We start from the raw sequence: 23,798 nt of genomic DNA, 5'->3' as shown, positions 1-23,798 counted from the left end.
TTTCCGGAAGGAGGGGAAATGTCCACCCTTGCGCAGCCTAAGCGGGCGCCAGAGACACCAAGCCCCAAAACCAAAAAAGTTCAAAAAGAAGTAGGACAGGACCGGGCGGCGAAGTCTCAAGGCCGGTGGGCGTTCTGGTTGATTTCCCCTGCCTTGGTATTGCTTGCCGTGGTCATTGTGTACCCGGTGGTCAACGCGATTATCATGGCGTTCCAGAAGGACCAGGGCCTGGATCCGGTGACCAAGGTCTTCGTCCAGGGCGGACCCGCCGGCTTCGATAACTTTGTCCACTGGCTGGCCCAGCAATGCGGCTCTGCGGCCTGTGCACCTGGCACCCTTGGCTCCCAGTTCTGGAGCGCCGTGGGAACGACATTCTTCTTCACTGCGGTCACCGTTGTCCTGGAGACTGTCCTCGGGTTCTGGATGGCCGTAATCATGGCCCGGAGTTTCCGCGGTCGCAGTGCCCTTCGTGCTGCTGTCCTGGTTCCGTGGGCCATCCCGACTGCCGTTACGGCGAAGCTGTGGTTCTTCATTTTCGCTTTCGACGGAATTGCCAACAAGCTCTTTGGCACGGCAATCCTGTGGACAGGCAGCGAGTGGCCTGCCCGTTGGGCGATCATCATTTCAGACGTTTGGAAGACGACGCCGTTCATGGCCTTGCTGATTCTGGCTGGCCTGCAGATCATCCCGGCAGAGGTGTACGAAGCCGCCAAGGTCGACGGTGCCTCGGCTTGGCAGCGTTTCACGCAGATCACCTTGCCGCTCGTGAAGCCGGCGCTCATGGTGGCTGTCCTGTTCCGTGTCCTTGACGCACTGCGCATGTATGACCTCCCGGCCATCATGACCCAGGGCTCGAACGGGACAACAACGTTGTCCATCCTTGTGGTTGACCAGATCCGTCAGGGATTCAACTCAGCAGCGGCCTTGTCAACCATCACCTTCTTGATCATCTTCCTGGTTGCGTTCATCTTCGTTCGTTTCCTGGGAGCCAACGCAGTCGCCTCAGCCACACCCAAGACCACCAAGGGGCAGGAAAAATGACCGCTGTGAGCATTGACTCCGCGCCCAAGACAGCTGCCCGACGGCGGGAACGCTGGGCGAGCGGACGCACGTACATCAGCGCAGCGCTCATCTTCATCTGGTGCTTGATTCCCTTCTACTGGATGATCGTGACTGCGTTCCGCGACGTTGGATACACCTTCGATTCGACGCCTTTCTTCACCCACGTCACGTTGGACAACTTCAACACGGTGTTCTCGGAGAACCTGGGCAACCACTTCGGCCGGAACCTTTTGAACTCGCTCTTCGTGGCAGGGGTAACCACCGTCATTGCCCTGCTTTTCGGGGTGTTCGCGGCGTATGCCTTGTCCAGGCTTGAATTCCGCTTCAAGTTCCTGGTGCTCGGCTTTGTCCTTGGGGCATCGATGTTCCCGGGCGTCGCCTTGGTGACGCCGTTGTTCCAGCTGTTCACCAACATCGGCTGGTACGGCACCTATCAGGCGCTGATCATTCCAAACATCTCGTTCGTGCTTCCGTTGACGGTCTACACCCTGACGTCCTTCTTCCGGGAAATGCCGTGGGAGCTGGAGGAATCAGCTCGAATCGATGGCTGCACCCAGGGCCAGGCATTCCGCAAGGTGATCATGCCGCTCGCTGCGCCGGCTGTTTTCACCACGGCAATCCTGGCGTTCATCGCTTCATGGAATGAGTTCCTCATCGCGAGCCAGTTGTCCAATGACCAAACCAAGACCGTCACGGTGGCTATCGCCTACTTCGCCGGTGCCCAGGCCCACCAAGAGCCGTACACCGCCGTCATGGCAGCCGGAACGGTTGTGACGATTCCGCTTGTGATCCTCGTCCTGATCTTCCAGCGCAAGATCGTGGCGGGCCTGACAGCCGGCGCCGTCAAATGACGCATACTCCGGATTCGGCCGGGCCGTCCCTCGGCGGCCCGGCCAAGGAGCAGCACTCGCGGGTGAAATCGGCGGAAGATTTCGACCTCGTGATAGGTTTCCTCGGCTTTTGGGCCCTGGTCCTGCTGGTCATCACCGTGGCCGCAGAGCTCACGGCCCAGCCCGCACTGGGCTGGGCCCTGGGCCTGCTGGCCGTGCTGCTGGCCCTGTGGGGGATGCTTCGGCTTCGCCGGCGGCTCCCCGCGCGGACATCCAGGCGCATCAGGTGAGCGGCGAGCCGAAATAAGTAGCGCGGAATCGGCGGAGGACAACCGGGCGGAATACGCTGGTTATCTGCCGTCTGGGAAGGAACCCCCGGCTTCCGCACGGATTCTTTGAGGGGGCTTGAGTGGCAAAAACGAGTGAACGGTCCCAGCGTGGCGGCCACGCCGGAGCCAGCATTGAAGACGTCGCGCAGGCCGCAGGCGTTTCCACCGCCACCGTTTCCCGCGCAGTGCGCGGCCTTCCCCGGGTCTCTCCTGCCACCCGGGAAAAGATCCTCCGGGTTGCCGGGGAACTTGGGTATGTGGCGTCGTCGTCCGCTTCGGGCCTGGCCACAGGCCGCACCAGGACGATCGGTGTCCTGGCCCCCTACGTGGACCGTTGGTTCTTCTTCAAGGCGATCGAGGGCGTAGACCGCGAACTCCACGCCCGCGGCTACAACCTTTCCCTCTTCAACTTGGGCGGGCAGCGCGGAGCGCGGGAACGGCTCTTCAGCAAGACGATGGTCTATAAGCAGATCGACGCACTCCTGGTCCTCTGCATGTCCCTGACGCCCGAGGAAATCGCCGATCTCCAAAGGATCGAAATCCCCTTGGTGATTGTCGGCGGTCCGGTGGAGGACTGCCCCAGCATCGGCATCGACGATTACGCTGCCTCGGTGGAAGCCACCATGCATCTGTTGAACCTCGGCCATCGGGAGATCGCGCTGCTCCACGGCCAGGACGATTCCGACCTGAACTTCACTGTGCCGCGACTGCGCGTTGACGGCTTCACGGACGCCATGACGAGCGCGGGCTTTTCCATGCCTCCGGAATGGGACATTTTCGGAAACTTCACGGTGGGCAGCGGCCAGGAAGCCTTCGATGAGCTATGGAGCAAACCCGGGCCCAAACCGACGGCGATCTTCTGCGCTTCCGATGAAATGGCCATGGGAGCCATGTTGCAGGCGCGGCGCCGTGGTGTCCGTGTACCGGAAGAATTGTCCATCATCGGGATCGACAACCATGAATTCGCCGAGGCCATGGGCCTGACAACCGTGGCCCAGGACCCTGTGGAACAAGGCCAGTTGGGGACGCGCATGCTGTTGGACGAATTGGCGGGGGCTGCAGGTTCCGTGCGGTCCATGAAAGCACCCCACCAGCTCATCGTGCGGGAAACCACCGCACCGCCCCGCCCCAGAAGCTGAGGGCCCCAAGGACCAACTCCCCGGAAGCCAGGGTCCCGGCGGCCGGTAAAGCGGAGTCAGGAAGCCCGGGCCAACTGCCTGATGGGGATCCAGCGGGAAGCCAGCCTGCGGTAAGCCGCGGCCGCTCCTGTCATGTCGCCCTCGGCCAGGCATTCGATGCCGAGCCTGACGTCCATGGGCGAATCGTCCGGGTACACCTTGTCCGCCACGGCGCCGTAGTCCAGCTCGACCATTGACTGAACATGGAATAGTTCGAGCCATTCGGTGAGCTGCGTGAGGTCGTCCAGCATGTCCAAGTCCGGGGCGGCAAGGGCGAGGTTGGCTACGGCAAAGCGTGCCCGGTCCAAGGCATCCGTCAGCGAGGCCCAGACCCTGACCGTCAGGATGCGTCCGCCGGATTCCACGACATCCTTGCGGTCCGACTCCTGGAAAAGCGAGAACCAGCTGAAGGGAATCCCCCAGGTGGAGGCCCGTGTGTGCACCCGCTTCGCGTCGTGGCTGGCGTTGATACGGTCGATGCGTGCCTGGTGCCGGTCGCGCTGGTCCACGGGGATGAGCAAGTCCGCGAGCGGTCCATGGATACCTTCCATGAGGGCGTTGGCCGCCAATCCTGCCCGGATGACCAGCTGGCTGGGGCAGTAAAGCAGCCGCCCGGCGTCGGGATCGTTCGGGTCTCCGGACGGAATCCTGGTAATGCGGACCAGATCCGTGCTGCCCGTCGGGAAAGGATCACCGCCCTTGCGTGTGACCCGTCCGAGGGAAGCGAGCAGCTCGGCATTTTCGACGGCGGCCCGCGAACCGCTACGGCTACCACTCGCCACGAGCTGCTGCCGCTGGTCCTCGGGGAATGCTTCGAGCGGCTCGTACACGCGCAACGCTGAAGAGAAGGGCAGCCCTGCCTGGCTTCCGAATAGCTTTCCGCTCATCGCGGGCCCGCCTCCTCCGTCATTGTCGCTGCTCAGTCCGTAAGCTCCACGATCACGGGAGCGTGGTCCGAAGCGCCCTTGCCCTTGCGTTCCTCTCGGTCGATTGAGGCTCCGATGACGCGGGCGGCCAGCGCGGGGGAGGCCAGGACGAAGTCGATTCGCATGCCCTCCTTCTTGGGGAACCGCAGCTGCGTGTAGTCCCAGTAGGTGTACACGCCCGGACCCGGGGTGTAAGCGCGGGCGACGTCGGTGAATCCGGCGGCTTCGAACGCCCGGAAGGCCTCACGCTCGGGTTCGCTGACGTGGGTCATGGCGTTTGCCCGGAAGAAGTCGATGTCCCAGACATCCTCGTCCAGCGGCGCGATGTTCCAGTCGCCCATGAGGGCCACCTGCGTCTCGGGGTTTTGAGTGATCCAACCGGCGGCGTGGCCCTTCAGGGTGTCCAGCCACTTGAGCTTGTACGGCATGTGTTCGTCGTCCAGGGAACGGCCGTTGGGAACGTACAGGCTCCACACCCGGACCCCGCCGCACGTTGCGGCAATGGCACGGGCTTCCTGGACAGGATCCTTGCCGGCTTTTCCGAAGGCGGGCTGGTCAACAAAGGTCCGCTCGACGTCGTCGAGCCCTACACGCGAGGCGATCGCCACGCCGTTCCATTGGCTCACACCGAAGTGGGCAACCTCGTAGCCCATGCGCTCGAAGAGCTCCCATGGGAAGTTGTCGTCCCTGCACTTGGTTTCCTGCATGGCGAGGACGTCGCAGTCACTTCGCTGCAGCCAAGCCTCGACGCGGTCGGCGCGTGCGCGGAGCGAATTCACATTCCAGGTAGCTATCTTCACAGCCACTAACTTACCGCGGGGACTAGTGGGCGAGCATCACCGAAGAAGAGGCGCGCCTGCGGAGCTTGATGCCGGAGGCGATCAACAACACACCGCTGACCGCGGCGTATGTCGCCAGGAGCGCCACCACACTCAGGAATCCAGCGCCTGGATTGACGAGCACAAAAAGTCCGAACAACGTGGTGACCAAGGCTGTCAGCATCCAGATCCACCAAGCCCGGACCGTCGTCCTGGTGTCCATGGCAAGGATGATCTGCGAAATGCCGAGGACCAGGGCCCATGCTCCTATGAGGACGCCCAGTGCCGCAGCGGTGATGCCCGGCCACGAAACGGCCACAAGGCCGGTCGCGACGGAGATGAAGCCGCCGATCAAGCTCCAGCGGGAATGGCGCGCCGGATCGTAGAAGTAGTGGGCCATATTGGTGAGCCCGTCGGTGATGGCGAAGACGCCGAACACGTAGACGAGGGCAAACACCGTGGCGACCGGCAGGGAAGCGACAAGGAAGGCCAGGAGAAGGGCCAAGGCTCCCCGGAAGATGAGCGCCGTTCCTGAATGCTGGAACAACTTGCGTCCTGCGGTGTCGGACATAGGGTCAGTTTAGACCCGGGCCGGAAGCTGGTGAAGGGGGCCGCTGGAACTCCCCGGCGCAACGCGGGGTCACTTACGGCCCAAGTTGCTGCCCGGCATGGGCCGTAAGTGACCCCGCGTTGGGGAGTTTCCGCGGGGCCAACGACGTCGTTTGCGTCGCAGTCAGTATTGGCGCGGGAACTGGGAGAGGCTAAGAGCCTGATGCCGCGAACGGGGCGTGCGCCGCTGGGACTCTCGAGCGCCCATTGCAAGTGCCGCGCGATTTTGCGACCAGCCCAGCCCTTGTTGAGGGTCAGGACGGGGAGAAGCGCAGAGAGGAAGGTCCGGGCGTCCAAGTCCTTCACAGCGGTACCACCGTTGTGACGGAGTTCCCGGGTGACGTGCTGGACCGCCTCGACAGCGGGCTCAGGGATGACCTCCACTTTGTAGCTGGTGATGCGCGGCGAAAGCGCTGAACCCACAAACTCGCCGCAACGCGGGGTCACTTACGGCCCAAGTTGCTGCCCGGCATGGGCCGTAAGTGACCCGGCGTTGGGGAGTCTCCGCTAGACAGACTCCAGGATGCTCACATAGTTCGCGATGCCCACGCCGCCCATGTTCTGCACGGCTCCGCGGCGGGCGTTGGGCAGTTGCATGGCTCCCGCGGTGCCCGTCAGCTGCATGGCCGCGATGACGTGCTGCGACACACCTGTTGCGCCAACGGGGTGGCCCTTGGCCTTGAGTCCGCCCGACACATTGACGGGCAGCCTGCCGTCCTTGTAGACCCACCCTTCCTGCACCGCCCGGGATCCTTCACCGCGCGGCGTCAGCCCCATGGCTTCGTACATGATCAATTCGGCGATCGTGAAGCAATCGTGCACCTCGGCGAAGTCCAGTCCTTCGATCCTGACGCCGGCCATCCCCAGCGCGCGTTCCCAGGACACTCTCGTGGCGGCGAACTCCGTGGGGTCGCGGCGCTCTGCCGGGAAGAAGTCGTTCGCGTGCCCGAAGCCCGCCAACCGTACGGGTTCGGTAGCAGCGCCCGACGCCGGGCCCAGGGAAAGCACGACGGCGGCGGCGCCGTCGGACACGGGGGAGCAGTCGGTGCGGCGAAGCGGTTCGGCAACCATGGGATTCTTCTCGGAAACCGTCCGGCAGAACTCCTCGCCGAAGTCCCTGTGCATCTGCGCGTAGGGGTTGTCCATGCCGTTGTGGTGGTTCTTGGCGGCGATGGAACCCAGGACGTCGCTTAGGCCGGACCCGGCAAAACCAGGGCGTTCGATGCCCGCGCCGTAGCGCTTTTCGTAGTGCCGGGCCACCTCGGCGAACAGCCCCGTGAAACCGGTAGTGGAGGCCTTGCCCGCCATTTCGTAGGAGGCTCCGAGCAAAGCTGCTCCTACGACATCGGCTCCGGCGTCCGTCATCTTTTCGGCCCCGATCACCAGGACGTTGCGGGCAGTCCCGGCCAAGACAGCCTTCACGCCCTGCTGGAATGCTGCGGAACCGGAGGCGCAGGCGTTTTCGGTTCTCGTTGCGGGCACATTGGCAAGGTCCTCGGACAACTGGAGGGCCAGCGAGGACGTGAAGCCCAACGGCTGCATGCCCGAGTTGAACTGGCCGAGGTAGATCTCGTCGATGTCCCGTGGCTCAAGGCCCGAGTTCCCGATGGCCTCCGCGGACACCTGGACGATCAGGGACTCGAGCGTCTCGTCCGTGAGTTTGCCGAACTTGCTGTGTCCCCATCCGGTGAGGAGGACGTCTTTGCCGAACTGGTCCTTCAGGCTCATGCCACACTTCCTTCCAATGCAGGGGTGGTTACCAATGCGACGTCGAATGCCGCCTCCGTCTTTTCCCGGAGCTCCTCCACGGTGACTCCGGGGGCGAGGCGGGTCAGCGTGAGCTGCCGCCCGCCGTCGTCGTTCGCGGATGGCAAGATGTCGAACACCGCGAGGTCGCTGACAATGCGGTCCACCACGCCCAGGCCGGTCAGCGGCAGGGTGCATTCCCGGACGATCTTGGCGCTCCCGTCCTTGGCGTTGTGCTCGGTGAGGACCACGACACGCGGGGTGCCGGCCACGAGGTCCATGGCGCCGCCCATGCCCTTGACCATCTTTCCCGGAATGGTCCAGTTGGCGAGGTCCCCGTTGCCGGAAACCTGCATGGCGCCGAGGATGGCAACTTTGACATGTCCGCCGCGGATCATGCCGAAGGACGTCGCGGAGTCGAAGATGCTGCCGCCGGGCAGGACCGTGACGGTCTGCTTACCGGCGTTGATGAGGTCGGCGTCTTCCTCGCCCTCGTAGGGGAAAGGCCCCATGCCGAGAAGGCCGTTCTCGCTTTGCAGGACAACCCGTACGCCGTCGGGCAGGTTGTTGGCAACGAGGGTGGGAATGCCGATGCCGAGGTTGACGTAATCGCCGTCGTTGAGTTCCTGGGCCGCAATGGCGGCCATTTCGTCGCGGGTCCATGCCATGGTGGTGCTCCTTCGCTGGTGGGTGCTTAGACGGCCAGGGCTTCAGTGCGGGGCCGGACGGTGCGCTGCTCGATGTCCTTGGTGCGGCTGCGGGCCTGGACCAGTCGCTGGACGTAGACGCCGGGGGTCACGATATGGTTCGGATCCAGCTCGCCCCGATGCACGATCACTTCGGCCTCGGCGATGGTCACGATTCCCGCCGTGGCCACCACAGGGTTGAAATTCCGGGCCGTGTAGCGGTAGATCAGGTTGCCGTCCGTGTCCGCGGTGTGCGCGTGGACCAGCGCGATGTCGGCCACGATCCCGCGCTCGCGGACGTACGTGACGCCGTCGAACTCTTCGAGCGGCTTGCCCTCGGCAACCAGGGTTCCGACGCCGGTCCGCGTGTAGAAGGCGGGGATGCCGGCACCACCGGCGCGGAGGCGTTCGGCCAGGGTGCCCTGGGGAGCGAATTCGACCTCGAGCTGCCCGGAAAGGTACTGCTCGGCGAAGAGCTTGTTCTCGCCCACGTAGGAAGCGATGACCTTGCAGACCTGGCCCGTTTCGATGAGGATGCCAAGCCCCTTGCCATCAATGCCCATGTTGTTGGAGACCACTGTCAGGTCCTTGACGCCGGAATCGCGGACGGCCTCGATCAGGTCTGCGGGGATGCCGCTGAGTCCGAAACCGCCGACGGCGATCGTCTGGCCGTCGCGCAGGACGTCCTCTAGTGCAACGGCTGCGCTGGGCTGGATTTTGGCCATGGCGTTGTCCTCGTCTTTGAGTAGGGTCACTCAGTGATATCCACTTTGTGGACACTGGTCTGAGCTAGCGGTCTGAAAAGGAGCTTAGGGTTGCCCAGTGCGGAGGGTCAACGGCCTCGCATGGCCAGCAGGGTTGGACTCGCATAGTGTGGACGCTAGTCTTTGAAGTGTCCACATTGTGGAGGATATCTTTGAGAGGAGATCGGATTGTCGACTCGTCAGCCGCAAACCAAGCCGGTCCAGGGGGCCCAGGTCGTCGCCCGGGTTGCCGCGCTCCTCCGGCTCGTGGGACGCAAACCGGAGGGCATGTCCATCGCTGGCCTGGTCCGCGAGTCCGGGCTGACCCGCCCGACCGTGCACCGCTTGCTCGCGTCCCTCGCCGCCGAAGGCCTGCTGGACCACGACCAGCGGACCGGGAACTGGATCCTGGGGCCCGAGATTTTCCTGCTGGGCTCCGTGGCGGCGGCGCGGTTCCCGTTTGAGGACTTGGCCCGGCCCAGCCTGCGCCGCCTGGCCGAGGAGAGCGGGGAAAGCGCCTTCTATTCGATCCGTCGTGGCAACGAAACCGTGTGCGTGCTCCGCGAGGAAGGCAGCTTTCCGGTGCGTTCATTCGTCTTGCACGAGGGAGTCAGGTTCCCGCTCGGCGTAGCGTCGGCCGGCACGGCAATCATGGCGTTCCTGCCGGATGAAGAACAGGAAATGATCCTGTCCGGCTGGGAACAGCACGCCGGGGACTTTGCCACTGGCCACACCGAGAGGGTGGTGCGCCGGAACCTTGAGCAGACCCGGATGGCCGGGTACTCGGTGAATCCCGGGCTGATCCTCGAAGGCAGTTGGGGGATGGCGGCTGCCGTCTTCGACCAGCTGGGCCGGCCAGTCGGCGCTTTATCCCTCACAGGCATCGAGCCGCGATTCCGTCCTGAACGCCAGGAATTCCTCGGCAAGTTGCTCATGGAAGAAGCCCACCGCATGAGCTCCGCAAGAACCGACCACCTTTGAGCCGCAACCTTGGCGCGAATGCCGCCATCCGGCGTCGGAGGCTCCCAAAAGTGGTCAGTTCTGGAGGCGCGCCCAAAATTAAGTTTTGAAACTCACCCATCCACCCGGCTCCCACCTCCGAATAGCTGGCATAAGGACTTCACGCCGGAATCAACCGGCACCGAATGTCAGTCCGTTTGAAGGAGAAATGTCATGCTTTCTACAAAGCGCACGTCTTTTGCGATCGCCGGCCTCGCCGCTTCCGCCCTGTTGGGCCTCACTGCTTGTGGCGGCTCGGCTTCCACGGCTTCACCGTCGTCGGCCGCTCCCGCTGCGACCACCATGGCAGCCACACCCTCCGCCTCGGCAAGCGCCGCGATGGACCCGACTAAAGACCTCGTTGGCCCGGGCTGCGCAGGTTACGCTTCCCAGGTTCCCAGCGGTGCAGGTTCGGTTGCCGGCATGGCTCTGGACCCCGTAGCCGTGGCCGCTTCCAACAACCCGTTGCTCAAGACCCTCACGGCCGCTGTGTCCGGCAAGCTGAACCCCAAGGTGAACCTGGTGGACACGCTGAACAGCAGCCAGTTCACTGTCTTCGCTCCTGTGGACAGCGCCTTCGCCAAGATCCCCGCCGCCACCATCGACGGCCTCAAGACCGACGACGCCCTCCTGAGCAAGATCCTCACCTACCACGTCATCCCCGGCCAGCTGACTCCGGACCAGATCGTGGGCACCCACAAGACTGTTGAAGGCGACTCGGTGACCGTCACGGGAACCAAGGACGCGCTCAAGGTTGACGGCGGCTCCGCCGTGATCTGCGGTGGCGTCCACACCGCCAACGCGACGGTCTACTTGGTTGACAGCGTCCTGATGCCGAAATAGATCTCGGCAGATGAGGTACAGGCCATGCCCCTTAGGATTCGTCTTAAGGGGCATGTCCGTTGCGCAAAAGATCCAAGGGAGATGAGTGAAGCCGTCAATCGTGTGGTTCCGGGACGACCTCCGGACCACGGACAACCCGGCGCTGCGCGCGGCAGCCGACGACGGTGCAGCCGTCGCGCTTTATGTCATCGATGAGGAATCGCCCGGAATCAGGCCGCTCGGCGGCGCGTCCCGCTGGTGGTTGCATCATTCCTTGCTCACCCTTCGCGAAGACCTTGCCGCCCTCGGCGTACCACTCGTGCTGCGTCGCGGACCGGCGGCGGAGATTGTCCGGGAAACCGCGACGGCGATGGGTTCCGGATCGCTGTACTGGAACCGCCGTTACGGCGAGGCAGAGCGAATGCTCGACGCCGGCATCAAGGCCTGGGCGGGCGGGTCCGGGATGCACGCGGAGAGTTTCCAGGCCTCTTTGCTGCACGAACCGTGGGCCGTCACCACGAAGCAAGGCGGACCCTTCAAGGTTTTCACGCCATTTTGGCGGACCGTGTCCGGGCTGGATTTCCGTGAACCGCTGGAAGCTCCGGAACCGGGCCGGGGATACTCGGGCCGGCTCCCTCAGTCCGAGGAATTGGACACGTGGGGATTGCTGCCGCGGAACCCCGATTGGTCTGCCGGATTATCCGAGGTTTGGGAGCCGGGTTCGGCCCAGGCCCATGAGCTCCTCGATGCCTTCGTGGAGCACGGGCTGGTGGACTATCCGGTGAACCGGGATCGTCCGGACCTGCCGGGCAGCAGCCGGTTGTCGCCCTTTTTGCGCTGGGGGCAACTCAGCCCGTTCGAGGTATGGCATGCCCAGCAGCGCCGGCGTCGGGAACTGGGCGAGGGCGCTGCAGTCTTCGCCTCGGAACTCGGGTGGCGTGAATTCTGCTGGCACCAATACTTCCACCACCCGGACCTGGCAACGGCCAATTTGCGTCCGGGGTTCGACCACTATCCGTGGGCTTGGCCGGGTGCTCAGGGTGCAGGCTCGCATGACTCGGCCAGCAGCGCAGGGGCCCGGGAGGCCGAGTCACAGGAGGCCGGCTCACAAGAGGCTGCCAACCTCCTTCGCGCATGGCAGGAAGGCCGCACCGGTTTCCCCTTAGTGGATGCGGGCCAGCGGCAATTGTGGCATACAGGATGGATGCACAACCGGGTCCGCATGGTTTCCGCCAGCCTCTTGGTCAAGAACCTCGGCATCCATTGGCAAGTGGGCGAGCAATGGTTCTGGGACACATTGGTGGATGCCGATCCGGCGTCCAATCCCGCGAACTGGCAGTGGGTAGCCGGTTCCGGCGCCTCGCCCTTCTTCAGGATCTTCAATCCGGAGACCCAGGCAGCGAAATTCGATCCCCACGGCAGCTACGTCGGCCAGTGGATCCCGGAACTGGCCACGGCGGACTATCCGGAGCCGGTGGTGGACCTCAAAGCCTCGCGTCGGGAGGCGCTGGATGCCTACGGCTCGCTGCCTCGTTGAACCGGGCCACCACTTCCTACCATTTTTGGCCCCGCCGCAGAGCGGCACCTCCCCGCCTGCGGCGGGTTCCGGCGTCGGGCATTCCCAAATGTGGTCGGGTGTGGAGGGCCGCAGCAGAAGTCCTCTAGAAATTAGTAGGAAGTCCGAGTATATTCGGGATCAAAGACGTCCCGGAGCGCAGTTGGACATGTGCCTTCGAGGCCGATGGCGGGCATTCCCCCTATGCAAAGGAGCATTCCATGGTGCGCGAACTTTCCCACTACATCGACGGCCAAAGGGTCGACGGGACCTCTACACGATTCAGCGACGTCTACAATCCCTGCACCGGCGAGGTTCAGGCACGGCTTCCCCTCGCCAGTGCTGACGAGGTCAGGAACGCCATTGCGAGCGCGGAGAAGGGCCAGCTCGAATGGGGCGCCATGAACCCGCAGCGCCGCGGCAGGATCCTGCTGAAGTTCGTGGACCTGGTCAACGAACATATGGACGAACTCGCTACGCTCCTATCCTCCGAGCACGGCAAGACCTTCCTCGATTCCAAAGGCGACATCCAGCGTGGCATCGAGGTGGTGGAGTTCGCCGCCGGTGCCCCGCACCTGCTCAAGGGTGAATTCACGGACAGCGCCGGCACGGGCATCGACGTCCACTCACTGCGCCAGCCCCTTGGGGTGGTCGCGGGCATTACGCCCTTCAACTTCCCGGCCATGATTCCACTCTGGAAGTCCGGCCCCGCACTGGCTGCCGGCAATGCCTTCATCCTCAAGCCTTCGGAGCGCGATCCGTCCGTGCCGCTGCGCCTGGCGGAACTTTTCACCGAAGCGGGATTGCCGGACGGCGTCTTCAACGTCATCAACGGCGACAAAGAAGCCGTGGACACCCTCCTTGAAGATCCGCGGGTGAAGGCCATCGGCTTCGTCGGAAGCACGCCGATTGCCAAGTACATCTACGCCACGGCCGCGGCCCACGGGAAGCGCGCCCAGTGCTTTGGCGGTGCCAAGAACCACATGGTGATCATGCCCGACGCCGATCTCGACATGGCCGCGGATGCCCTCATCGGTGCCGGGTTCGGCTCCGCCGGAGAGCGTTGCATGGCCATCTCGGTTGCTGTGCCTGTTGGCCAGGAGACAGCGGACCAGCTCGTCTCCAAGCTGCAGGACCGCATCAAGGGCCTGAAGGTGGGTCCCAGCCTGGCCGCGGATTCGGACTTCGGGCCTGTAGTGGCCGCCTCGGCGAAGCACCGTATTGAGGGGTACATCCAAGCGGGCGTCGATCAGGGCGCCACCCTCGTCACCGATGGACGCGACCTGAAGGTGGACGGTTACGCCGGAGGCTTCTGGGTTGGCCCGACCCTCTTCGACAACGTCACAAAGGACATGTCCATCTACAAGGAGGAGATCTTCGGCCCGGTCCTGAGCGTCCTCCGCGCGGCCGACTACGAAGAGGCACTGCGGCTCTGCTCCGAGCACGAGTTCGGCAACGGCGTCGCGATCTTCACCCGCGACGGCGACGCTGCCCGCGACTTCGCGAGCCGAGTCGAAGTGGGCATGGTGGGCATCAACGTTCCCATCCCGGTCCCGATTGCCTACTACACCTTCGGCGGCTGGAAGGCCTCGGGCTTCGGCGACCTCAACCAGCACGGCCCAGACGCCTTCCGCTTCTACACCAAGACCAAGACGGTCACCACCCGCTGGCCCTCGGGCATCCGCCAGGGCGCCAGCTTCGTGATGCCGGCCGGCAGCTAATGGCCGAGGTCCTGTTCGAAAAGCGCGGCCACCTCGGCGTCATCACGCTGAACCGACCGAAGGCCGTCAACGCACTCACCGCCGGCATGGTGCACGCCATGCTGGAGCAACTCACCGCCTGGGCGGACGACGACGCCGTCAGAACGGTTTTGGTGCACGGCGCGGGGGACCGCGGACTCTGCGCGGGTGGGGACATCGTGGCGATCTACGACGACATGCTGCGCGGCGGGGACCGGACCGCGGATTTCTGGGCAGCGGAGTATCGGTTGAACTCGCTCATTGCCCGGTACCCGAAGCCGTATGTGGCCTTCATGGACGGGCTGGTCCTCGGTGGCGGGGTCGGGATCTCAGCCCACGGCTCTGTCCGCGTGGTCACCGAGCGGACCCGTACCGGCATGCCGGAAACCACCATTGGTTTTGTGCCCGACGTCGGCGGGACCCTTCTGCTGTCCCGCTCACCGGGCGAGTCCGGTACACACGCAGCCCTCACGGGCGCCCACTTGAGCGGGGCCGACGCCTTGTTCCTGGGGCTCGCGGACCACTTCGTGCCGTCCGAGAGCCTGCCCGCGCTCGCGGAAGCGCTGGAAAGCTCGACGGCGGAGGCCGCCGTCGGGCGCTTTGTTCAGGAGCCGCCCGCCTCGACGCTGTCCGGCCAGCGCGGGTGGATCGATGACGCCTATACTTCCGGCGACGCCGAGGAAATCGTCGCCAGGCTGCACGCCGCCGGCGGCGACGCCGCTGCAGCCGCGGTCACGATCGAGGCGAAATCGCCTACAGCCGTGAAAGTCACCCTGGAATCGTTGCGGCGAGTCCGGGGGCTTTCCCTCGAGGAGGCCTTGGAGCAGGAATACCGTGTTGGCGTGCGGTGCCTGGCCGGGCCGGATTTCCGGGAGGGCATCCGCGCCCAAGTGGTGGACAAGGACCGCAACCCACAATGGAAGCCAGCTTCCCTGGCGGAGGTGTCGCCGGCCGCCGTCGAGGGCTTCTTCGCGCCTCTCGGCGACCGTGAACTCAAACTTCATTCAAAGGAGTCCGACCATGTCTGACGCAGTTTCCGGTACCATCGCTTTCCTCGGCCTTGGCCACATGGGCGGTCCTATGGCCGTGAACCTTATCAAGGCAGGGCATCAAGTGGTCGCGTACGATCCCGTGCCGGCAGCGCTCGAGGCAGCCCGTGAACACGGCATTGCCACGGTGGATTCCGCTCCGGAGGCCGTTGTCGGTGCTTCCGTTGTCCTGACCATGCTGCCCAGCGGCAAGCACGTCCTGGAGGCCTACCGGGGAGTGGACGGAGCGCCGGGCCTGCTCTCGGTGGCTGCGCCGAACACACTGTTCCTGGACTGCTCCACCATCAACGTCGACGAGGCCCGCGAGGCCGCTGCCATTGCCTTGGAAGCCGGCCACCGCTCCGTAGACGCGCCCGTTTCCGGAGGCGTGGTGGGTGCCGAAGCCGGGACCCTGACCTTCATGGTGGGGGCGCTGACCGAGGACTTCGAAACAGTGAAGCCGATCCTGGAACACATGGGCCGGAGGATCGTGCACTGCGGTGACCACGGAGCCGGGCAAGCCGCAAAGGTCTGCAACAACATGATCCTTGGCGTCTCCATGATTGCCGTCAGCGAGGCGTTCGTCCTGGGCGAGAAACTGGGACTGACGCACCAAGCGTTGTTCGATGTCGCGTCCAACGCCTCTGGGCAGTGCTGGGCGCTGACCACCAACTGCCCAGTTCCCGGACCGGTTCCCACGAGTCCGGCCAACCGCGACTACAAGCCCGGATTCGCCGGAGCGCTCATGGCGAAGGACCTCCGGCTAGCGGTCAACGCGCTCGAGAGCACCGGAGTGGACGGGAAAATGGGGCACTTGGCATCGCAGATCTACGATGCTTTCGCGGCCGAAGGCGGAGCCGAGCGCGACTTCTCCGGCATCATCACGGACATCCGGGACAAGTCCGCCAAGTAGCCTTGGCGGGTGGGTCAGTTACGACAAAAGGGGCACGGCTTGGCGCAGCAGCACGAAAACATCCTGGTGGAACTCCGTGGACGGGTGGGCTTGGTGACCCTGAACCGGCCCAAGGCGCTCAATGCGTTGAACCAGGCCACCATGAACGAGATCGTGGCCGCCGTGTCGGACATGGATGCGGATCCCGCAGTGGGTGCCGTGGTGATCACCGGCTCGGAAAAGGCCTTCGCGGCCGGCGCCGACATCAAGGAAATGGCATCCAAGGGGTACATGGAAATGTACGCCGCCGACTGGTTCCGCGCCTGGGAAAACCTCACGCGCCTGCGCATCCCTGTCATTGCCGCGGTGTCCGGCTTTGCCCTGGGCGGGGGCTGCGAACTTGCCATGATGTGCGATTTCATCATTGCCGGGGACAACGCCAAGTTCGGCCAACCGGAAATCAACCTCGGTGTCATTCCCGGCATGGGCGGCTCCCAGCGGCTGACCCATGCCGTGGGCAAGGCCAAAGCGATGGACATGGTCCTCACCGGGCGGTTCATGGACGCCGAGGAAGCCGAGCGTGCGGGACTTGTTTCCCGCGTCGTGCCGGCAGATTCCGTGGTGGAGGAGGCTCTGAAGGCCGCCGAAGTGATCGCGTCGAAGTCCAAGCCGGTTGCCATGGTGGCCAAAGAAGCCGTCAACGCGGCCTTCGAAACCGGCCTGTCCCAGGGCGTTTTGTTTGAGCGCCGGATCTTCCACTCATTGTTCGCCACCGAGGACCAAAAGGAAGGCATGGCAGCGTTCACCGAGAAGCGCCAGCCGGAGTTCAAGCACCGTTGACCACCGGGTCCGCTACGCGGGGCCGAGCTCGACAGGGTATTCGAGCGCGTGGCCGTATTGGGACCACCCTCCGGTGAAAAGCCTGCCGTGTCCGAGGCCGGCATGCTCCAGTGCCAAGAGGTTGTGGCAGGCCGTCACTCCGGAGCCGCAATAGCTGATCACGTTCTCGGCCGTTGTGATGCCTGCCGAGGCGAAGATGCGCAGCAACTCTGCCTTGCTGCGCAGCTTCCCGGCGGGGTCCAGGTTCTCCCTGCAGGGGACGTTCCTCGCGCCGGGCACATGCCCGGGCCTTGGATCGATGGGGTCCTGCTTGCCCTCGAAGCGGTCGCGGTTGCGTGCGTCCACCACGAGGTTCGCTTCGATGGAGAGTTCATGGATCTCCGCCAGGCGGTTCCTGGGCCACGTTTGTGCGGTGAAATCGCCGGCGGGCCTCGAACGAGATTCGGTTTCAAGTGGCCCTTCGTAGCCGGCCATCCCGCCATCCAGAATGGCTGAGCAATGGCCTGTAGCGCGTAGCATCCAGACCAAGCGTGCAGCGATTACCCCGCCTGCGTCGTCGTACGCCACCACGATGTCGCCGTCGCTGATTCCCGATTCCCGCATCCCAACGGCAAAATCATGGGCCGCCGGCAACGGGTTTCTTCCTTCGAGCGGCGATCCCTTGGCTGATAGCCATCGATCCAGGTCGACGAAAACGGCGCCGGGGATGTGCCCGCGGTCGTACGCCGCCCGGCCCGAGCGCCCGTCGAGGTACCAGCGCACATCCGCCAGCACCAGGCGGCCACGATTTTGGGACAACCATTCGAGGTCGACAAAAGGTTCCACGTCTGAACTCTGCATGGACACAATGCTACGTGCGAGTCTCATTATTTGATATGCAAATCTCGCAATGTGGTCACCGGGGATCAGTCCGTAAAGTCCCCCGCCGCCTTGCGGAAGTCTCCCAGCACGCGGATCAGGTGCTCGACGTCGTCGTCCCCGAAACCGGACTGGCCGAACACCTCGTTGTTGAGTGCCGTCGTCGCGCGCTTCGCGAGGGTACGGCCTTCCGCGGTGAGCTCGATCAGCGTGGTGCGCCCGTCAGTGGGGTGCGGGGAGCGGACCACGAGGGCTGCCTTCTCGAGGCGGTCGACGGCGTTGGTCACGGACGTCGGATGCACCTGGAGCAGCGCACTGGCTTTGTTCATCGGCAACGCGCCGCTGCGGGCGAAACTCAGCAGCGCCAGGAGCTCGTAACGCGCGAAGGTCAGGCCGAACGGCTTCAACACGCCCTCGATCCGCGCCAACAGGATCTGCTGCGTGCGCATGATGGCGGTGATGGCCGCCATGGGCGCGGCGACTTCGCCCCAGCCGTGGCGTTCCCAGTTTCGCTGGGCGTCGGCGATGGGGTCGCGGGGGAGCGGGCTGCCCACGGTGCCTCCTGACATTGATTGGCTGTCTATTCTTTCAGACTCGGGAACTCGTCCTCGGTGTACTCGACGCCCAGGCCGGCAGGCAGCGGGCCGTCTCCGTGACGGGCCACCTCCATGCCCCGAAGTTCGACACGGCGGATCTTGCCGGAAATCGTCTTGGGCAACTCGCCGAATTCGAGCCGACGGATGCGCTTGAACGGCGCCAGGTGCTGCCGGCAGTACCTGAGGATGTCTTCAGCCACGGCCGGACCGGGCTCGTACCCCGCGGCGAGCACCACGAAAGCCTTAGGCACCGAAAGCTTGACCGGATCCGGAGAGGGCACGACGGCGGCCTCCGCCACAGCGGGATGTTCGATCAGGACGCTTTCGAGTTCGAAAGGCGACAAACGGTAGTCGGAGGACTTGAAGACGTCGTCGCCGCGGCCCACATAGGTAATGACGCCGTTCCCGTCCCGGCTGGCCATGTCGCCCGTGTGGTAATAGCCGTCACGGAAAGCCTCGGCCGTCTTCTCCGGGTCGCCGAAGTAGGACTTCATGAGCCCCACGGGGCGGGGGTCCAAGCGCAAGCACAGCTCGCCGTCGTCGGCCTCTTCGCCGGTGGCAGGATCAACAAGAACGACGTCGTAGCCCGGCAGCGGCCGTCCCATCGAGCCGGTCTTGACCGGCTGGCCGGGGGTGTTGGCAATCTGGACCGTTGACTCCGTCTGGCCAAAACCGTCACGGATGGTCTGGCCCCAGGCCCTCTCCACTTGCCCGATCACCTCGGCGTTGAGGGGTTCGCCCGCCGAAACGACCTTGGTGGGCGGCGTCTTGAGCAGGGTCAGGTCCGCCTGGATGAGCATGCGCCATACGGTGGGCGGGGCGCAGAAACTCGTGACGCCTTCACGCCCCATCTGTTCCATGAGTGCCTTGGCATCGAAACGGTCGTAGTTGTAGACGAAAACGCAGGCCTCGGCGATCCACGGCGTGAAAACGTTGGACCACGCGTGCTTGGCCCAGCCGGGGGAAGCCACGTTGAGGTGGACGTCGCCAGGTTCCAGCCCGATCCAATACATCGTGGAGAGGTGCCCCACGGGATACGACGTGTGGGTGTGCTCCACCAGCTTCGCCCGCGACGTGGTGCCCGAAGTGAAGTAGAGGAGCATGGTTTCGTCGGCGGCGGTGGGGGCATCCGGCACGAACACGGTCTCCGCGGAATCCGCTTCGGCATATTGGAGGGCATTGGCGGTCTGGCTACCGGCCGGGCTCTGGCTACCGGCCGGGCCGCCGTCGCCCACTTCAATGAGGGTGTAGTCGCCCGGCACCGCGGCGAACTTGGCAATATTGGCGCTCCCGACGGCGGCCCAGCGGGCGCCCCCGCGCTCGACGCGATCCGTGATGTCGCGCGGACCCATGAGCGTGGTGGTGGGAATCAAGACCACGCCGAGTTTGATCCCGGCGAGCATGAGTTCCCACAGTTCCACTTGGTTGCCAAGCATGATGATCATGCGGTCGCCACGGTGGACGCCCTTGCCGCGGAGCCAGTTGGCAAGCTGCGAGGACCGAGCGGAGAGTTCGGCGAAGCTGCGGCGGGTGGAGCTCCCGTCTTGCTCGACGATGACGAGCGCCGGGTTGTTGGCCTTGGCGGGATCCGCTGCGATCTGGTCGAACCAGTCGAGGGCGAAGTTGAACTCGCTGAAGCGGGGCCACTGGAAGTCGCTGTAAGCCTTGGCGTAATCGGTGCGTAGCTCAAGGAGCCGGTCGCGGGCTGCGCGGAAGTCGTCGGTGACTGTCATTGTCTGCCTTTCGCCCTGCGTGGAATCGGTAGGCGCGGACCGGAAACGAGCTGGCCGTGTGATCCGCCTCACCTGCAATATACTAGGACATCCAAGGGTTTGGAAGAGGCAGTGTGGCGTGGATGCGTCCCGTCACGCCGGGCAGACTTTTGCGGGATTACGACGGCGGCGCCCCCGCCACGGCGCGGCAGGCCGCCGTCGTGCGCTGCAAAAAGTTGCCCAGCGTGACGGAGGCCCCCGGGTTCAGGCGAGTGCTACTTCCACCATGTGTCGAAAATCGTGACCGGAACAGTGCGCTTGTGGCGCGTCCGCGTGTACTTCTGCTCGATCAGCATCGCCGCGGCCTCGGGGATGTCACGGCCCTCAAGGTAGTCGTCGATCTGGTCGTAGCTGACTCCGAGTTCATCCTCGTCCGTACGTCCGGGAGTGCCGTCCAGGAGGTCCGCCGTCGGAATCTTTTCCCAGACCCTGGACGGGGCGCCCAGCTCGGCGAGGAGTGCGCGGTTCTGCCGCTTGTTCAGGCCGAAAAGCGGCAGGATGTCCGCGCCGCCGTCGCCGAACTTGGTGAAGAATCCGGTGACGGATTCGGCTCCGTGGTCGGTGCCGATCACCAGGTAGTTGTATTCGCCGGCGAGGGCGTACTGGGCGGTCATGCGGGCCCGGGCCTTGGTGTTGCCCTTGTGGAAATCGGAGATGCGTGCGCCGGTGGTCTTTTCGAACTCGTCCTCGAAGCCGTCGACAGCCCGGGAAATGTTGAATGTCCACTCCGTCTTGGCCTGGATGAAGTCCAGTGCGGCCCGGGCGTCGTCCTCATCGTGCTGGGTGCCGTAGGGGAGCCGGACCGCCACGAAGTTTGCTTCGACGCCTTCGGCCGCGAGCTCTTCGACGGCCAGCTGGGCGAGCCGCCCGGCGAGGGAGGAATCCAGTCCGCCGGAAATACCCAGGACAAAGCCCTTGGTTTGCGTGGCCTTGAGATATTCCTTCAGGAACGTGACGCGTTTACGAACCTCCTCGGCAGGGTCGATCCGGGGCTGGACGCCCATTTCCGCAATGATCGTGGCCTGGAGTGTGCGCATGTCCCCAACACTAGTAACCAGCACTTGAAACACTCAACTGTGTCACCCCATGTGTTTTACCCCGGAACGCTGGTCCCACCCAACTAGCACGCAGTTGTTGTCGTTTTGAGCGCCCATAACGACAACAACTGCGAGCTAGTTGGGCGGGCACGCCGCCCGTTCAGCGCACAGGGGCGGCGCCCGTCGACGCCCGGACCGTCAGGTGGGTGGGCATGACTGCCAAGCGCCGGCTCGTGCCGCCGTACTGGGGATTCAGCCTGGACAGGAGCATGGAGACGGCCACACGACCGGCTTGTTCAATGGGAGACGCCATGGTGGTGAGGGGAGGGTTGCAGAAATCGGCTCCGAAGATGTCGTCGCAACCGACGATGCTCATGTCCTCGGGCACCCGGATACCGCGTTCGCGCAGCCGCTGCAGCATCCCGATGGCCAACAGGTCATTGAAGACGATGCAGGCCGTGGCCCCCGTGTGTGCCGCGGCGTCCGCTGCGGCCGCGCCCGAGGTGGTCTTGGGTGCGAACGGTCCCACACTGAATGTGGTCAGCTTCCGTTCCGTGGTTTCTTCCTGGAATGCTTGCCACCGCTTGGCGTTGGACCAGGAGGTGGCCGGGCCTCCGACGAAGCAAATCCGTGTGTGCCCCAGCGAGACCAGGTGCTCCAGCGCCTGGATGATGGCCGACGGCGTATCGATCACCACCGTGGGTGCAATTGCGGGGGCCCGGTTGATGGTGACCAGTGGCTGCTGCGCCGCCGCTTCGGCCAGCTGCGCATCCGTCAATCGGGATGCGGCAAGGATGAATCCGTCGGCCGAACGGCGCATCTTCTGCAGGGCATCTGCCTCCATCTCCGCTGATTCCTCGGTGTCTACGAGCAACTGCGTGTAGCCGGCGGCCTTCAACTGGTGCTGCGCCCCGCGGATGATGTCGAAGTAGAACGGATTGGTGATGTCCGGAACCAGGACGGCAACAGTCTGGGTGCGTCCGGAGCTGAGCCCGCGGGCCTGGGAGCTGGGAATGTAATTCAATTGCGCGGCCGCTTCTTCGATCCGCTCGCGCGTCACGTGGTTCACCCTCCCCGGATTGCTCAGGGCTCTCGAGACCGTTGACGTCGCCACTCCCGCGAGCTCCGCGACGTCGCGGATCGTGGGCTGCTTGCCCGGTGACTGGAGCTGAAGTTCTGCCATCGTCTAGGTGTTCCTCATCTGCCGCAGCCGCTCCACAACGAGTGACTTGTCCCACAATTGCAGCACCGATGACAATTTTTGGCAATCGCTTGTCATCGTTGTTGCGCGTGCCTAGACTCGGAGCAATCACCCCGATGTGACGCGCACCACGCCAATGAGGCCCATCGGGCTCCAGGGAGGAAAACAATGAAGTTTGCATCGTCCGCCAAATTTGCCGCTGTTGCCGTAACAGCCGCACTAGCCTTGACCGCCTGTGGAGGCGGCAGCACCAGCTCCGGGGGGAGCGTCGGGCCTGTTGACGGCAAGGGCAAGAAGCTGAGCGTCCTGGTCAACTCCAGCGCCGCCTATCCAGCCCAGCAGAAGCAATGGTTCACCGACATTGCGGCCAAGTTCAAGGCCCAGACCGGTGCCGACGTCCAATTCGAAACCTTCGCTTCGGCCAACGATGAACTGACCCGCATCCAGACGTCCGTCGTCTCCGGACAGGGACCTGACGTCTACAGCCTCGGTACCACCTTCACGCCCACCGCGTATGCAACCAAGGCCTTCGTGACTTTGTCCGACGACGACTGGAAGAAGGTAGGCGGGAAAGACAAGTTCAACCAGGCCGCCCTTGGAATTTCCGGCCCGGACGCCCAGCACCAGGCGGGCATTCCCTTTGTCAGCCGGCCGTTCGTGATGGCGTACAACAAGGACATCCTGAAAGCGGCCGGGATCGACAAGCCCGCCACCAGCTGGGACGAGCTTGCAGCCCAGGCCAAGAAGATGACCGATCCGTCCACGGGCACCTTCGGCCTGGCCACCGGGTACAAGGACAGCTTTGACCCCTGGAAGTTCATCTGGGCAATGTCCGTCCAGGCAGGTAACCCGCTCGTGGACGGAAAAACGCTCAAGCTTGATGACCCGGCCGTCAAGAAAGCCTACGAAACCTACTTCGGCTGGCTTACCAAGGACAAGGTAGTCGATCCGGCTTCCATCGGGTGGAGCAACAGCAATGCCGTTGCCGCCTTTGCCTCGGGCAAGGCCGGATACCTCATGATGACGACGTCGAGTTCCCTCCCGACTCTGGACAAGTCGGCTGTCGCGGGAAAGTACGCCTACACAGCCATGCCGACGACGGCGCCGGGCCAGTCGTCTCCGCAGGGCGATGGCGCGAAGGCGGCCAGCATCCTGTCCGGTGACAACGTGGTTGTTGCCGACTACTCGAAGCAGAAGGACCTTGCCTTCGCTTATATCAACCTGATCACGTCCAAAGATGAGCAGTTGAACTACCAGAAGATCTTCGGGGACCTGCCGGCCAACGCCGAAGCCCTGAAGGCTTTGGACAACCCTGTCCTCCAACCGGTTGCCGACACTGCCGCGAAGTCCAAGGCCACCCCGTTCACCGGGGCTTGGGGCGACATCCAGCTCGCCCTCCTCAACGTCGTGGTCCAGTCGATCCCCGACCTCTCCAAGGGTTCAGTGGACGACGCCAGCCTCCAGGCGCGCCTCAAGGACGCACAATCCAAGGGCCAGGCCTCACTTGACCGGGCATCGAAGTAAGTAGGAAC

23 protein-coding genes are annotated in these 23,798 nt (G+C 64.2%); 12 read left to right on the top strand and 11 right to left on the bottom strand.

Annotated features, from left to right (window positions below):
• Nucleotides 1-18 precede the first annotated feature (18 nt).
• From AB0O52_RS19690 to AB0O52_RS19675, 4 genes are all read left to right on the top strand, one after another.
• Nucleotides 19-1,041, top strand: coding sequence for a sugar ABC transporter permease (locus AB0O52_RS19690; RefSeq protein ID WP_364541201.1), 1,023 nt, complete (start codon nt 19-21; stop codon nt 1,039-1,041).
• Nucleotides 1,042-1,046: 5 nt separating this feature from the next.
• Nucleotides 1,047-1,913 carry a carbohydrate ABC transporter permease gene (locus AB0O52_RS19685; RefSeq protein ID WP_364541199.1) on the top strand — a complete coding sequence of 289 codons (867 nt, stop codon included), beginning with the start codon at nt 1,047-1,049 and terminating at the stop codon, nt 1,911-1,913.
• Nucleotides 1,910-2,182 (top strand): hypothetical protein, encoded by a 273-nt coding sequence (locus AB0O52_RS19680; protein WP_364541197.1) that lies wholly within the window; start codon nt 1,910-1,912, stop codon nt 2,180-2,182. The genes AB0O52_RS19685 and AB0O52_RS19680 overlap by 4 nt, the downstream gene beginning before the upstream one ends.
• 119 nt (nt 2,183-2,301) lie before the next feature.
• The gene (locus AB0O52_RS19675) at nt 2,302-3,360 is read left to right on the top strand and encodes a LacI family DNA-binding transcriptional regulator (protein WP_364541194.1); all 1,059 of its coding nucleotides are present in this window, start codon (nt 2,302-2,304) and stop codon (nt 3,358-3,360) included.
• 56 nt (nt 3,361-3,416) lie between these two features.
• Here the strand turns inward: AB0O52_RS19675 and AB0O52_RS19670 are convergent, their stop codons facing one another.
• The 6 genes from AB0O52_RS19670 to AB0O52_RS19645 all read right to left on the bottom strand — a co-directional run bounded on the left by AB0O52_RS19670 (nt 3,417) and on the right by AB0O52_RS19645 (nt 8,909).
• Nucleotides 3,417-4,286 (bottom strand): hypothetical protein, encoded by an 870-nt coding sequence (locus AB0O52_RS19670; protein ID WP_364541191.1) that lies wholly within the window; start codon nt 4,284-4,286, stop codon nt 3,417-3,419.
• 32 nt (nt 4,287-4,318) lie between these two features.
• Nucleotides 4,319-5,125 (bottom strand): exodeoxyribonuclease III, encoded by an 807-nt coding sequence (locus tag AB0O52_RS19665; RefSeq protein ID WP_364541188.1) that lies wholly within the window; start codon nt 5,123-5,125, stop codon nt 4,319-4,321.
• 22 nt (nt 5,126-5,147) lie between these two features.
• Entirely contained in the window at nt 5,148-5,714 is a 567-nt protein-coding gene (locus AB0O52_RS19660; RefSeq protein ID WP_364541185.1) for a DUF308 domain-containing protein, read from the bottom strand.
• A 545-nt stretch (nt 5,715-6,259) separates the two neighbouring features.
• Nucleotides 6,260-7,480, bottom strand: coding sequence for an acetyl-CoA acetyltransferase (locus tag AB0O52_RS19655; protein ID WP_364541182.1), 1,221 nt, complete (start codon nt 7,478-7,480; stop codon nt 6,260-6,262).
• Nucleotides 7,477-8,166 carry a CoA transferase subunit B gene (locus AB0O52_RS19650; RefSeq protein ID WP_364541180.1) on the bottom strand — a complete coding sequence of 230 codons (690 nt, stop codon included), beginning with the start codon at nt 8,164-8,166 and terminating at the stop codon, nt 7,477-7,479. Before AB0O52_RS19650 ends, AB0O52_RS19655 begins: the two co-directional genes overlap by 4 nt.
• Before the next feature lie 26 nt (nt 8,167-8,192).
• Nucleotides 8,193-8,909: a CoA transferase subunit A gene (locus tag AB0O52_RS19645; RefSeq protein WP_364541256.1), complete on the bottom strand. Its 717-nt coding sequence runs from the start codon at nt 8,907-8,909 to the stop codon at nt 8,193-8,195.
• Nucleotides 8,910-9,116: 207 nt separating this feature from the next.
• Here AB0O52_RS19645 and AB0O52_RS19640 point away from each other — a divergent pair, with 207 nt between their 5' ends.
• From AB0O52_RS19640 to AB0O52_RS19610, 7 genes are all read left to right on the top strand, one after another.
• Nucleotides 9,117-9,908 (top strand): IclR family transcriptional regulator, encoded by a 792-nt coding sequence (locus AB0O52_RS19640; RefSeq protein ID WP_364541177.1) that lies wholly within the window; start codon nt 9,117-9,119, stop codon nt 9,906-9,908.
• A gap of 192 nt (nt 9,909-10,100) precedes the next feature.
• A complete protein-coding gene (locus AB0O52_RS19635) occupies nt 10,101-10,769 on the top strand; it encodes a fasciclin domain-containing protein (RefSeq protein ID WP_364541174.1) in 669 nt (222 codons plus the stop codon).
• 85 nt (nt 10,770-10,854) lie between these two features.
• On the top strand, nt 10,855-12,285 hold the full coding sequence (locus AB0O52_RS19630) for a deoxyribodipyrimidine photo-lyase (protein WP_364541172.1): 1,431 nt from the start codon (nt 10,855-10,857) through the stop codon (nt 12,283-12,285).
• A gap of 239 nt (nt 12,286-12,524) precedes the next feature.
• Complete coding sequence (locus AB0O52_RS19625; RefSeq protein ID WP_364541170.1) at nt 12,525-14,024, top strand: CoA-acylating methylmalonate-semialdehyde dehydrogenase; 1,500 nt, start codon at nt 12,525-12,527, stop codon at nt 14,022-14,024.
• Nucleotides 14,024-15,070 (top strand): enoyl-CoA hydratase/isomerase family protein, encoded by a 1,047-nt coding sequence (locus AB0O52_RS19620; protein ID WP_364541168.1) that lies wholly within the window; start codon nt 14,024-14,026, stop codon nt 15,068-15,070. The genes AB0O52_RS19625 and AB0O52_RS19620 overlap by 1 nt, the downstream gene beginning before the upstream one ends.
• On the top strand, nt 15,063-15,983 hold the full coding sequence (gene mmsB / locus AB0O52_RS19615; RefSeq protein ID WP_364541166.1) for a 3-hydroxyisobutyrate dehydrogenase: 921 nt from the start codon (nt 15,063-15,065) through the stop codon (nt 15,981-15,983). Before AB0O52_RS19620 ends, mmsB begins: the two co-directional genes overlap by 8 nt.
• A gap of 39 nt (nt 15,984-16,022) precedes the next feature.
• On the top strand, nt 16,023-16,802 hold the full coding sequence (locus AB0O52_RS19610; RefSeq protein ID WP_364541163.1) for an enoyl-CoA hydratase: 780 nt from the start codon (nt 16,023-16,025) through the stop codon (nt 16,800-16,802).
• 12 nt (nt 16,803-16,814) lie between these two features.
• Here the strand turns inward: AB0O52_RS19610 and AB0O52_RS19605 are convergent, their stop codons facing one another.
• The 5 genes from AB0O52_RS19605 to AB0O52_RS19585 all read right to left on the bottom strand — a co-directional run bounded on the left by AB0O52_RS19605 (nt 16,815) and on the right by AB0O52_RS19585 (nt 22,248).
• Nucleotides 16,815-17,642 carry a sulfurtransferase gene (locus AB0O52_RS19605; protein ID WP_364541161.1) on the bottom strand — a complete coding sequence of 276 codons (828 nt, stop codon included), beginning with the start codon at nt 17,640-17,642 and terminating at the stop codon, nt 16,815-16,817.
• Nucleotides 17,643-17,707: 65 nt separating this feature from the next.
• Nucleotides 17,708-18,214 (bottom strand): MarR family transcriptional regulator, encoded by a 507-nt coding sequence (locus tag AB0O52_RS19600; RefSeq protein ID WP_284981964.1) that lies wholly within the window; start codon nt 18,212-18,214, stop codon nt 17,708-17,710.
• A 26-nt stretch (nt 18,215-18,240) separates the two neighbouring features.
• A complete protein-coding gene (locus tag AB0O52_RS19595) occupies nt 18,241-19,989 on the bottom strand; it encodes an AMP-binding protein (protein WP_364541159.1) in 1,749 nt (582 codons plus the stop codon).
• A gap of 254 nt (nt 19,990-20,243) precedes the next feature.
• Nucleotides 20,244-21,065, bottom strand: a complete 822-nt coding sequence (gene nadE / locus AB0O52_RS19590) for an ammonia-dependent NAD(+) synthetase (RefSeq protein ID WP_364541156.1) — start codon at nt 21,063-21,065, stop codon at nt 20,244-20,246.
• Between the two features lie 160 nt (nt 21,066-21,225).
• On the bottom strand, nt 21,226-22,248 hold the full coding sequence (locus tag AB0O52_RS19585; RefSeq protein ID WP_364541153.1) for a LacI family DNA-binding transcriptional regulator: 1,023 nt from the start codon (nt 22,246-22,248) through the stop codon (nt 21,226-21,228).
• Nucleotides 22,249-22,434: 186 nt separating this feature from the next.
• Between AB0O52_RS19585 and AB0O52_RS19580 the strand changes: the two genes are divergently transcribed.
• A complete protein-coding gene (locus tag AB0O52_RS19580) occupies nt 22,435-23,790 on the top strand; it encodes an extracellular solute-binding protein (protein WP_364541151.1) in 1,356 nt (451 codons plus the stop codon).
• The last annotated feature ends 8 nt before the right edge of the window (nt 23,791-23,798 follow it).

Source organism: Arthrobacter sp. NPDC080073 (assembly GCF_040686575.1).
GTDB lineage: Bacteria > Actinomycetota > Actinomycetes > Actinomycetales > Micrococcaceae > Arthrobacter.
Note: the sequence above shows the minus strand (reverse complement) of the source record. Positions and strands in the feature narration are given on the sequence as shown.